The following is an 11,549-nucleotide window of genomic DNA, read 5'->3' on the forward strand; positions in this document are numbered from 1 at the left end:
AGAAGTGCAACAACCATATATAGTCGCGATCGATCTGGGGTCGAACACACTGCGGGTACTGGCGTATGATTGTCGCAACCAAAGGGCAGAAACGGAGTTTGAAAAGGTCGTCAAAACTGCAGATATGCTTGAAAGTACAGGCGTGATCCACCATGGAGCGGTGGACCGTGTGATCTATGCACTAAAAGAAGCACAAAAAAAAATCGATTTTTCCGGTGCCGTGATCAAAGCTGTGACGACGGAAGCAGTACGCCAGGCACGCAACAGTGCTGATGTGCTTGCACGCATTTACAAAGAAACCGGTGTGCGTTTTGAAATTATTTCGGGAAAAGAAGAGGCAGAACTTACCCTGTCTGCCGTGAAGCACCGGCTGAAGAAACTGCATCTTGCCGCCCGGAATTTCGTACTTGTCGACATTGGCGGCGGCTCGACTGAACTTATTTTTTCTTTTGGTACCGAAACTTTTTCCAAAAGCTTCCCTGTAGGTATCGTGACGATCGCACAGCGCTATGAAACACTTGCCGCCATAGAAGCTGCGCTTTCCCGCGAGATGCTTGATATGCAAATGTACTGTGCGGAGATTTATGCGACCCGGGGCACAGTAGATGCATTCATTGCCACTGCAGGTACCCCAACCACGGTAGCAGCTATGAAGCTGGGACAGAATTATGCAGGCTATGATGCCAGAAAGGTCAATGGAACAGTACTTGAAAAACAGGAACTGGATATCTATCTGGAAAAACTGCTTGCCATGCCTTTTGAAATGCGTGAAGAGACGGTAGGCACAGGCAGAAGCGACCTTATTGCTGCGGGTATACTTATCTTCAAGCAGCTTTACAGCATTGTCGAGTTTGAAAAGTGCGTAGTGATTGATGACGGTCTGCGAGAAGGTGTTGCCCTGAAAGCATGCCGGTAAAATCTCCACACTTTCCGGAGACGAACTAAAGGAACAAGAATAGAAGTCAGTGTATGTCAACTCTATTACTCAGGTTGGTCAGTGTGGTAATTCAGAGGCTTAGTATAGTATATAAGAATACAAGGGGGAGAAATATACTTTCACCTCTTAAAACGTATTATAAACAAAGAATATGTCAAAGTTTGTCAAAATAGAAAAAAAATGGAATTTTTCAGTTTGTCTGTAAAATATATCCGACCCCATAGGCTGTTTTGATCGTTTCCTGGGGGAGTTTCTGTCTCAAGCGTTTCATTAAGGAAGTAATGGCATGGGCGGAAAAATCTCTTTCGGGCTGATCTTCGTACAAATGATTGTAGATATCTATAGCGGAAACGGTCTGGTTCGGACGGGTACAGAGCAGTGCAAGGGTTTTTTGTTCTTTGGGCTTCAGCAGAACCTCTTCTCCTTTATGATAGAGCCTTTTCTTCCCTTTGTGCCACTGAAAAGAGGCTTTGAGATCGAGTATGTTCTTTTGTTGTCTCAGCCCGTCCGCCAGTGAAAAAAGAAGTGTTTTCAGTGTATCGCTCTGTACAGGCTTGATAAGGTATTTGACCAGATGCAGTTCTATGGCTTGCATGAGCTTTTCTTTGTCGGAATGGGCAGAAGTGATGATGATCTTGGTCTCCTGGTCATTCCTGCGTATTTTTTCTATCATCGAAAGGCCGTCCAGACGGGGCATGTTGATATCGGCAATGATAATATCGGGATGGCAGTCATTGTATATGCGAAACGCTTCTATGCCGTCTCTGGCCCGGTACACTGTTTCAAAAAAAAGTTCCAGATATTCTGACATGGAATGCAGAAGGTCTTTTTCATCTTCGGCGATCAGTATGCTGACAGGGTTCATTTTAGTATGCTGCATCCGGGTTCTCCATTTTTATTGTAAACTGTGCACCCTCACGGGTATTGGAAACACTGAGCGAACCGTTCATGTTCTTTTCGATGATCATCTTGGCCGTATAAAGTCCCAGTCCTGTACCGAGTGACTTGTGTTTGGTGGTAAAGTACGGGTCGAAAATGCGGTGCAGATTTTCTGCTTCAACTCCTCCGGCATTGTCTTTTACGGTGAGAATGACATTGCCTTCTGATGCATAAAGCATAAGGTTGATCATCGGTTCAGATATGTCTCTTTTCTTCAGCATATCCTTCGCATTGTTCAGGATGGAAATGAGTACCTGCATATATTCGTTCATATAGCCGTCTATGTAAAGTGCCTGATCTCTGTCGGCAGTTACGGAAATACCTGCTTTATGCAGCATCGGGCGTGTGATCTCGAGCGCATGTTCAATAACCTCCGAAACGCAAAAACGGCTTTTTTCTTTGCGGGGATGATAGAAGTGCATGAAGTCATCGATGGTTTTTGACATATACTGGATATTCTTTTCCATTTCCTGAAGCTTTACAGCGAGTTCATCATGGGACAGGATCTCTCTGTCGTTTTTTTCTTTCAGAATGGAAATAAGGGTATTGTTGAGAGCAAGGGGCTGACGCCACTGGTGGGCGATATTGGCGACCATCTCCCCCATATCGGCCATTTTTGTCTTCTGAAAAAGCAGCTCCTCTTTCATTTTGATCTCCTGAAGAGAAGTTCGCAGTGCAAGGTCTTTTTCTTTCAGTTCTTCAATGGTATGAATAAGACGGTCCTTGTATTCTCTTTCAATGTAGAGTCCGCATTCGAGTGCCTTCATCTGTCCGATCAGCGGGGCGATCCTGCTCTTGGGAATGATCGATCCATGCTGCGGGGCGATGAGGTTGACATCCAGTGCTTCTATTTTGGTGAGTGAATAATTGAAAATGTCTCTGCTTGGCATATATTCGGCATGGAACTGTTTGGCTTTTTCAAAATAGTCATCTTCGGCATAAAATTCCCAGGATTCCTCTATGCCGCCGAAGATATCTCCTGAGAAAAGAGTCTTGGTTGAGGGTTCATAGGTGACGAATGCCCCCGGCGAATGGCAGTAGGGTGTGGTAATGAAGTGCAGATGGAGATCTCTGCTGTGCAGCTGGTGTTCATGCTTGTCAATTTCATAATAGTCGGACTGAATAAGGTAATGTTTGACAAGCGGTACCATTCTGCTATGTGTAATGATGCGCAGATCACTGCGGCCGATCAGTTTTTCCATTTCGGGGACCGAGGCGGCAAGGTCCGGGTCCTGGTGGTGCAGGATGATATATTTGATCTGTTTCATATCGGTGACAGTATTGACTTTTTTGACAACGGCATCGAATTCCAGCATGGAACCGGGGTCAATAAGGATCGATTCATTGCCGTTTTCTATCAGATAGGGATGGCATTGGAACGGATCATGTTTTAAATACATTCCCACCCAGTAAATACGGTTTGATATTTCAATAGCCTCTGTAAAATCCATACTGGGAGTATAATAAAAAAAGTATATTCTTTTAATGATACCGATCAAGTAAAAAGAATTTTTTTCTCCTATTTTTTATTTTTTATGCCATACTCTCTAATCTTATTTTGCTATAATCAGACTAAAATTAATACAATACGGAGTGTAAACCATGCAGATGAATGGTGCACAGATGGTGTGTGAAGCGATCATTGCTGAGGGTGTCAAGACTGTTTTCGGTTATCCTGGCGGTGCGATCATGCACGTTTATGACGAAATATACAAGCAGAACGGTTTTGAGCATATTCTCAACCGTCATGAACAGGCAGCGGTACATGCCGCAGACGGATATGCAAGAGCGACCGGTGAAGTAGGTGTTGCCATGGTCACGAGCGGACCGGGGTTTACCAATGCGGTGACAGGACTGGCAACCGCCTATATGGATTCTATTCCCATGGTTGTTATTTCAGGACAGGTACCTTTGTCTCTTATCGGTACGGACGGTTTTCAGGAAATCGATGCAGTAGGTATTTCGAGACCGTGTACGAAGCATAATTTCCTGGTACGTTCGCTTGAAGAACTTCCCCGTGTTCTCAAAGAAGCGTTTTACATTGCAAGAAGCGGAAGACCCGGACCGGTACTTGTTGACGTTCCCAAAGATATTACTGTAGAAATAGGAAAGTTCAAATACCCTGATACGGTCAGTATCCCAAGCTACAAACCGACATACAAGGGGAACAAACGTCAGATTGAAAAAGCGGTAGAAGCGATCAAAAGGGCCAAGAAACCGCTGCTTTATCTTGGCGGCGGCGTTGTACTCTCCAATGCTTATGAACTGGTACGGAAACTTGCAGAAAAGACACAGATACCTGCGGTTGAAACACTGATGGCACGGGGGGTTATGGGTGCGAAAAATCCGCTCTTGCTCGGTATGCTCGGTATGCACGGCAATTATGCTTCCAACATGGCAATGTCGGAGACTGACCTTGTCATTTCTCTGGGTGCACGATTTGACGACAGGGTGACGGGAAAGCTTTCAGAGTTTGCCAAGTATGCCGATGTGATCCATGTAGATATTGATGCAGCGAATATCGGCAAACTGGTAGAGGTGGATTACCCGATCGTCGGAGATGTCAAAAGAGTACTTGAAGAGATGATCCCGCTGCTGGAGGGAGTCGAGACGGACCGATACCGCGCCTGGAGAGAAATACTCAAGCGTTACAATGAACTGCATCCGCAGTCCTATATTGACAGTGATGAAGTGATCAAGCCCCAATGGGCGATCGAGCGTATCGGTGAACTCATCGGTGAAGATGCTATCATTACTTCGGATGTCGGGCAGCACCAGATGTGGGCGGCGCAGCACTATCCGTTCGACAGACCGAGACAATGGATCAACTCCGGCGGTCTGGGAACCATGGGATTCGGTTTCCCTGCTGCGATCGGTGCCAAAAGGGCTTTTCCCGAAAAAACAGTGGTGAATGTTACGGGTGACGGTTCCATCCTGATGAATATGCAGGAGCTTGTCACAGCAGCAGAATATAAAATACCGGTGATCAATATGATCCTGAACAACCATTTTCTCGGGATGGTCAGACAGTGGCAGACCTTCTTCTACGAGAAGCGCTACTCAGAGACCGACTTGACCTTCCAGCCCAACTGGAAAGCGCTTGCGGAAGCCTGCGGCGGTATCGGGTACGATGTGACGACCAAAGTGGAATTTGATGCCGCGGTCAAAGATGCAATGGAACAGAACAAAGTCTGTTTTATGAATGTTGCTGTGAACCGTTTTGAAGATGTACTGCCAATGGTACCATCAGGAGGCGCATTGTTCAATATGATGCTGCCGCCAAAAAGTGAAACAGACGGGGAGGAGAAATAATGGCCAAGACAATGAATGAAAGACGTGTGATCTCCGTGGTTGTAATGAATGAAAGTTCGGTACTTGCAAGGGTGACAGCGCTTTTTGCAGGACGGGGCTACAATATCGAGTCTTTGACGGTTGCACCCATCCCGAACAGTGAAATGTCGCATATTACCATCGAGACCAAGGGAAATGCCCGAGTCATGGAACAGATCACCAAACAGCTGCATAAACTGATCCCGGTCTATAAGGTCATTGAACACGAAGAGATGGTGGAAAAAGAAATGGTATTGGTAAAATTTCCTATTGCCGAAAACTTGAGTGATATTGCGTCATTGGCTGCGGCATATAACGGCGGTATCGTCAACGTAGGAAGAGAAATGGTCATTGCGCAGGTCGCAGATGAACCAAAGCGTATCAAACATTTTATTGAAGCGGCGCAGCGTTACAACCCCTGTGAAACTGTACGCAGCGGCGTAGTTGCCATAGAACGGTAAACGATAACCACTGTAGAGGTCCCCTGGCGGGTACCTTCCCCTTATATATAAAGGATTCTCTTTATGACTTACACACTCTCTCAAATTACAAAAACGATCGGCCTGGCTTATCAGGGCAAAGATATCGAGATCGACGGTATTCATACGCTCAGTGAAGCATCTCCTTCCCAGCTCAGCTTTTTTAACGATGCAAAGTATGCTTCGCAACTGCCGGAGACCAAGGCAGGTGCGGTCTTGATAGATGCCGAACATGCAGATTTGCTGCCTGAAACAAGTATCGCACTTGTTACGGATGAACCTTACCTTAAACTTGCACTGGCATCCAGACTTTTTGCCCACAAGATCGAGACAAGGGGAGAAGACCCTGAAACAGGTAAAGGATGCGATATAGACGAACAGGTACGTTTTGGAAAAAATGTTACTCTGGGTGACAATGTGACCCTGTTGGCAGGCTGTTATCTCGGAGACAATGTGACGGTTGGTTCGGATACGCTTTTGCATCCCAATGTAACCCTGTACCACGGTACGCAGCTGGGAAAACGCTGTATTGTGCACAGTGGTACGGTCATCGGCTCTGACGGGTACGGTTTTGCCCATACGCGAACAGGGGAGCATGTCAAGATATACCAGAACGGCAATGTGGTCATTGAAGATGATGTAGAGATCGGTGCGAACTGTACGGTAGACAGAGCGGTATTCGGGACGACGTACGTACGAAAAGGCACCAAGATAGACAATCTTATACAGATCGCACATAACTGCGATGTGGGAGAATACTGCCTTTTCGCTTCCCAGGTCGGTCTTTCGGGTTCGACCACCCTGGGCAGAAATGTCGTTATGGGGGGACAGAGTGCAACCACGGGGCATTTGAAGATCGGTGATTTTGCCACATTGGCAGGGAGATGCGTCGCTACAAAATCACTTGAAGGCGGTAAAACATATGGCGGTTTTCCTGCTATAGAGCACCGTTTATGGTTGAGACTGCAGGCAAAAATATCAGCTTTGCTGAAACGTAAACCCTCATAAAAGGTTCGCTTAACAATTTGTGTTATAATGGTCACATATATATTATTATTAAGGAGTTATGATGAGTGGAACAATGACAGCAATAGATGAAATTGCACTGAGTGGAACAAAAGACGGTAAAATAACAGTGTCTACGATCAGTGAACCTTACGGCAAGGAGAGCGGGAGTGTGGCAAGTATCGGTATCTCACTTCAGGGCAGAGCAGAGGAACCGGACTGGAAAGTCCATATCCCCAAAGCGAATATCGATGCAGTTATCGCAGCACTGCAGGAAGCTAAAAAAAGTCTGTAGTCTCAAAGCTGCTATGACGCTTCAGCGGCTTTCATCTCTTTATATTGCGCAAGCGCTCTGTTCATGGCGTCTGGATCGGGGACTTTACGGCCGGCAATATAGCCTGTAATCTTTCCGTCTTCATCAACTTTCGGCTTGATCCACACGACGACAAGATAGTATTTGCCTTCATTGGTCATATTTTTGACATAGCCTTCCCAGTAGTTGCCGTTTTTGATGGTGTCCCACATACCGGCAAAAGCTGCCTTGGGCATATCGGGATGCCTGTTGATACTGTGAGGGGAGCCTATGAGCTCTTCCTTGGTATATCCGGTCAGTTCCCTGAATTTACGGTTGGCATAGGTAATGATGCCAGCGGTATCTGTCTCTGTGATCATGACACCGCCGTCAAAGGGTACCTCTGTATCCACCGGTTCAGGTTTGGTGATCGTCTTTCCCGTAATAATGTTTTTGATTGTTTTTCCCATCTTCGTTACCCTTCACTATGCGTAGAGAAAAAGCTGATATAACTGTTGAAAGAAAACAATATATTACAGTCTGGCAAGCTGGTGATCTTTGCTCCCGGACCATGGCTTTGCATTCTTGCTTCACAACAGATTTGGCTTTTTCAAAACATTAATTATAATTATTTTAGTAGATTATAGCACTTTAGACTTTATAGATTCAAGAATATCTGCAAAACATGCCGAATACCAAACCTAATTCGGGTTTAACGATACTTTGATACAATGGCAAATATATTATAATTGGGGTAAATCCCATGAAGAAGGAATGAGTTGTCTATTACAGAAACCATCAAATCACTTTTAGAAGAACGTATACTTGTCATCGACGGAGCCATGGGTACGCAGATACAGGACCTTGAAGTACCCGAGGAAGCCTGGATCGATGACAAGGGTGTTTCGCAGGAAGGATGCAACGAATTGCTTAATGATACAGCTCCCGAACTGATCGGACGTATTCACAAGCGTTATGCCATGGCAGGTGCCGACCTTATTAAAACCAATACGTTCGGAACAATGCCGTGGGTACTTGATGAATACCAGATGGGTGAACGTGCCTATGAACTTTCCAAAAAAGGTGCCGAGCTTGTCAGTGCTGTATGCCGGGAGTACAGTACTCCCGAACAGCCCCGTTTTGTGCTTGGTTCCATCGGTCCGGGGACCAAACTGCCTTCTCTGGGCCACATCCAGTATGATGAAATGTATGCAGGGTACAAACGGTGCGCGCTGGGCCTCATAGATGGCGGATGTGATGTTTTCCTTCTGGAAACCTGCCAGGACCCGCTTCAGATCAAAGCGGCACTGCATGCCTGCCAGGATGCAAACAAGGAGCGTGAAACCCAACTGCCTGTGATGATCTCTGTCACCATCGAACTGAGCGGTTCCATGCTCATCGGTACGGATGCTACCACCATTGTAACAATATTGGAACCTTTCGATATTCTCTCGCTTGGATTCAACTGCGGTACCGGTCCCGACCAGGTAAAGAAGCATCTCAAGACGCTGAGCGAACTGTGCCGTATTCCCATTTCCATCCATGCCAATGCCGGTTTGCCGCAAAACAGGGGCGGGTACACCTATTATCCGATGGGACCGGATGAATTCACACAGAAACAGCTGGAATTTACCGAATTTGACGGTGTAAGTTTTCTGGGCGGATGCTGCGGTACGACACCGCAGCATATACAGGCATTGAAAAAAGCGGTAGGGAACATAAGGCCAAAGAAGCCGACAGGCTCCATAGAACCCTCCATCGCTTCGCTGTTCAATACGACCGAACTCTTCCAGGAACCTGCTCCGCTGCTCATAGGTGAAAGAAGCAATGCTACCGGTTCCAAAGCGTTCCGGGAACTCATCATTGCCGGTGACTACGAAGGTACACTGACCGTAGGGCAGGCACAGGTACGCGACGGAGCACACTGCCTCGATGTAAATGTCGAATTTGCCGGACGGGACGGTGCCACGGACATGGCTGCGGTTATGGAACTCTACAACCAGAAGATCCCGCTGCCTCTCATGCCTGATGCCACGCGTGTCAATACGATGGAGTCGGCACTCAAGTGCATTGGTGGAAAGCCTATCATCAACTCGGTCAACCTGGAAGACGGGGAAGCCAAACTCGATGCCATTTGTCAGCTGGCCAAAAAATTCGGTGCTGCGCTGGTCTGTCTGACCATAGATGAAACCGGTATGGCAAAGACGACAGAGACGAAGCTGGCAATGGCAGAGCGTATTTACGATCTTTGTGTGAACCGACACGGGATCGATCCGCGAAACCTTATTTTTGATATGCTGACTTTTACCGTAGGCTCGGGTGACCTTGAGTACCGGGATGCTGCCATTCAGACGCTCGAAGCAATCAGGGAACTGCATACACGGCATCCCGAAGTGGGTTCTACACTCGGACTTTCAAACATTTCTTTCGGACTGGACAAAAATGCCAGAGTCTACCTGAATTCTGTTTTTCTGCACCACTGCATACAGGCAGGCATGACTTCTGTCATCATCAATGTCAAACATATTGTGCCTATGGCAAAAATGAGCCGGGAAGATATCGATATCTGTGAAGAACTGCTTTTTCATCCGGATGATACGTCACTTTTCAAATTCATAGAACATTTTTCTGACAAAACGCTCGATGAGGGCGCTACAGATGAAGAGTACGAAGCGATGAACAATGAAGAAAAAATTGCCAAACTTCTGCTTGACGGTGACAAAGAAAGAATGATCCCTCTGGTAGAAGAGGCAAGAAAAGAGATTGAAGCAGACCGCATTGTCAACGAAATTCTTATCGATGCCATGAAAGTGGTCGGTGAGCTTTTCGGTTCGGGGCAGATGCAGCTTCCTTTCGTGCTGCAATCTGCGGAAACCATGAAAGCGACGGTTGACTACCTGAACCCCTACCTGACCAAGCAGGAAAAGGAGACCGATACCACGCTGGTCATCGGAACAGTGAAAGGAGACGTGCATGATGTCGGGAAGAACCTTGTAGATATCATCCTTTCCAACAATGGCTTCAAAGTGATCAATGTGGGGATCAAAACGGAATTGCAGGCATACCTGGATGTCATGAATGAAAAGTCCATCCAGGCTATAGGAATGAGCGGCCTGCTGGTCAAATCAACGGCTGTTATGAAAGACAACCTTGAAACAATGGCGGAAATGGGACTGGAAATACCGGTCATGCTCGGCGGTGCGGCTCTGACACGCTCGTTTGTCGACGATTTCTGCCGACCTGTCTATAAAGGCCCCATTTTTTACTGTCGTGATGCCTTTGACGGTGTGATCGCCATGAGCCGGATCGAAAAGTACAATGAAGACCCTGCTGCCGGACTCGATACACGCCTTGCGGGGGATATGGTCGAAAGAGCAGAGAAAAAAAAGAAGAAAAAAGTGGTGATCCCGCCATTTGAAGAAATTGCCATGCCCGAACCGGTCGATATCCCGACACCGCCGTTCTGGGGAAGGAGGGTACTGCAAAAAGCCGACCTTGATCTGAATATGGTTTTTGACTGGGTCAACCAGAAAACCGTCATTAAAATGCACTGGGGATACAAAAAAGGAAAAATGGACAGAGCAGAGTATGAGAAGATGCTGGAAGAAAAGGTCTATCCTGCCTATGACAGGCTCAAAAGAGAATTTTTGGAGAAAGACCTTTTTGATCCGACGATCATTTACGGCTATTTCCCTGTACGCAGCAATGACAGGGAACTTTTGGTCTTTCCCGAATCAGAAGGCTGGAATGTCGATGAAAATGCAGACAGAGAACCGTTTCAAGAGGTAGTGGGGCGTGCAGAATATGTTTTTTCCTTTCCGAGACAGGGCAGAAAACCCTACAGGGCATTGAGTGACTTTTTCAGACATGAACGGCACGATGTTCTGGGGATCACCTGTGTAAGCGCAGGCTCAAAGTTCTCCGCTTACGAGAAAGAGCTGTACGATGCGGGTAAATACCTCGAATACAATATGGTCCACGGTTTTTCTGTAGAGCTTGCCGAAGCCCTGGCGGAAGTGGCCCATAAACAAATACGTATGGATCTGGGCATTTTAAGGGAAGACGAAGGTGCCACACTGAGGGATGTCCGTATGAACCGTTACCACGGTGCGAGATACTCTTTTGGCTATCCGGCCTGTCCCGATCTCGAACAAAGCCGTATTATCTTCGATCTGCTTAAACCCGAAGCGTTCGGCATTGAGTTGAGCGAAACCTTCCAGATACACCCGGAACAGAGTACAACGGCTTTGGTGGTACACCATCCCAAAGCTACGTATTACGCGGTATAGCGGATGTCAAAAAAACAGATACCCTGCCGCTACTGCAAACAGGAGGTGGATGACGGTGTCAAAAGATGTCCGCACTGTGGAACGCACAATCCTACTATCGGGGTAAAAAAAGCAATGGTATGGACGGTAGGTGCAATCATAGCATTCTACCTGATAGGGTTTGTTTTGCAAATGCTGCATTAGTCGACCCAATCTATCATTTTCCCCTTAATACCCTCCTATGTTTACATTGAGTTAATGTTGCGTGCTATAATTCGTGTGAGATAAATATCTCCAAA

General features: G+C 46.7%; 10 protein-coding genes. 7 read left to right on the forward strand and 3 right to left on the reverse strand.

Annotation, left to right across the window (positions count from 1 at the left end):
* The first annotated feature begins 4 nt into the window (after positions 1-4).
* A complete protein-coding gene (locus F8L24_RS02225) occupies positions 5-916 on the forward strand; it encodes a phosphatase (RefSeq protein ID WP_294951307.1) in 912 nt (303 codons plus the stop codon).
* Positions 917-1,127: 211 nt separating this feature from the next.
* Here F8L24_RS02225 and F8L24_RS02230 read toward each other — a convergent pair whose 3' ends face one another.
* Entirely contained in the window at positions 1,128-1,817 is a 690-nt protein-coding gene (locus F8L24_RS02230; RefSeq protein ID WP_294951309.1) for a response regulator transcription factor, read from the reverse strand.
* Complete coding sequence (locus F8L24_RS02235; protein ID WP_294951311.1) at positions 1,804-3,276, reverse strand: ATP-binding protein; 1,473 nt, start codon at positions 3,274-3,276, stop codon at positions 1,804-1,806. The genes F8L24_RS02230 and F8L24_RS02235 overlap by 14 nt, the downstream gene beginning before the upstream one ends.
* A gap of 202 nt (positions 3,277-3,478) precedes the next feature.
* Here F8L24_RS02235 and F8L24_RS02240 point away from each other — a divergent pair, with 202 nt between their 5' ends.
* The 4 genes from F8L24_RS02240 to F8L24_RS02255 all read left to right on the forward strand — a co-directional run bounded on the left by F8L24_RS02240 (position 3,479) and on the right by F8L24_RS02255 (position 6,985).
* The gene (locus tag F8L24_RS02240; RefSeq protein ID WP_294951313.1) at positions 3,479-5,188 is read left to right on the forward strand and encodes an acetolactate synthase large subunit; all 1,710 of its coding nucleotides are present in this window, start codon (positions 3,479-3,481) and stop codon (positions 5,186-5,188) included.
* Positions 5,188-5,667, forward strand: coding sequence for an acetolactate synthase small subunit (ilvN, locus tag F8L24_RS02245; RefSeq protein ID WP_294951315.1), 480 nt, complete (start codon positions 5,188-5,190; stop codon positions 5,665-5,667). The genes F8L24_RS02240 and ilvN overlap by 1 nt, the downstream gene beginning before the upstream one ends.
* A 63-nt stretch (positions 5,668-5,730) precedes the next feature.
* Positions 5,731-6,693 (forward strand): UDP-3-O-(3-hydroxymyristoyl)glucosamine N-acyltransferase, encoded by a 963-nt coding sequence (gene lpxD / locus F8L24_RS02250; RefSeq protein WP_294951317.1) that lies wholly within the window; start codon positions 5,731-5,733, stop codon positions 6,691-6,693.
* Positions 6,694-6,754: 61 nt separating this feature from the next.
* Entirely contained in the window at positions 6,755-6,985 is a 231-nt protein-coding gene (locus F8L24_RS02255; RefSeq protein ID WP_294951319.1) for a hypothetical protein, read from the forward strand.
* A gap of 11 nt (positions 6,986-6,996) precedes the next feature.
* On the opposite strand, the gene F8L24_RS02260 is transcribed toward F8L24_RS02255, so the two are convergent.
* On the reverse strand, positions 6,997-7,452 hold the full coding sequence (locus F8L24_RS02260) for a PAS domain-containing protein (protein WP_294951321.1): 456 nt from the start codon (positions 7,450-7,452) through the stop codon (positions 6,997-6,999).
* 309 nt (positions 7,453-7,761) lie between these two features.
* Here F8L24_RS02260 and metH point away from each other — a divergent pair, with 309 nt between their 5' ends.
* Together metH and F8L24_RS02270 are read left to right on the forward strand one after the other, a co-directional pair.
* Complete coding sequence (gene metH, locus F8L24_RS02265; protein WP_294951323.1) at positions 7,762-11,271, forward strand: methionine synthase; 3,510 nt, start codon at positions 7,762-7,764, stop codon at positions 11,269-11,271.
* A 3-nt stretch (positions 11,272-11,274) separates the two neighbouring features.
* On the forward strand, positions 11,275-11,454 hold the full coding sequence (locus tag F8L24_RS02270) for a hypothetical protein (RefSeq protein WP_294951325.1): 180 nt from the start codon (positions 11,275-11,277) through the stop codon (positions 11,452-11,454).
* The last annotated feature ends 95 nt before the right edge of the window (positions 11,455-11,549 follow it).

This window comes from Sulfurovum sp. (genome assembly GCF_015493435.1).
Classification (GTDB): Bacteria; Campylobacterota; Campylobacteria; order Campylobacterales; family Sulfurovaceae; genus Sulfurovum.

Bases quoted from the DNA above. Each gene is read 5' to 3' on its own strand.
- F8L24_RS02230 (WP_294951309.1), bottom strand. From the start codon at position 1,817: ATGCAGCATACTAAAATGAACCCTGTCAGCATACTGATCGCCGAAGAT.
- F8L24_RS02235 (WP_294951311.1), bottom strand. From the start codon at position 3,276: ATGTATTTAAAACATGATCCGTTCCAATGCCATCCCTATCTGATAGAA.
- F8L24_RS02240 (WP_294951313.1), top strand. From the start codon at position 3,479: ATGCAGATGAATGGTGCACAGATGGTGTGTGAAGCGATCATTGCTGAG.
- ilvN (WP_294951315.1), top strand. From the start codon at position 5,188: ATGGCCAAGACAATGAATGAAAGACGTGTGATCTCCGTGGTTGTAATG.
- lpxD (WP_294951317.1), top strand. From the start codon at position 5,731: ATGACTTACACACTCTCTCAAATTACAAAAACGATCGGCCTGGCTTAT.
- F8L24_RS02255 (WP_294951319.1), top strand. From the start codon at position 6,755: ATGAGTGGAACAATGACAGCAATAGATGAAATTGCACTGAGTGGAACA.
- F8L24_RS02260 (WP_294951321.1), bottom strand. From the start codon at position 7,452: ATGGGAAAAACAATCAAAAACATTATTACGGGAAAGACGATCACCAAA.
- F8L24_RS02270 (WP_294951325.1), top strand. From the start codon at position 11,275: ATGTCAAAAAAACAGATACCCTGCCGCTACTGCAAACAGGAGGTGGAT.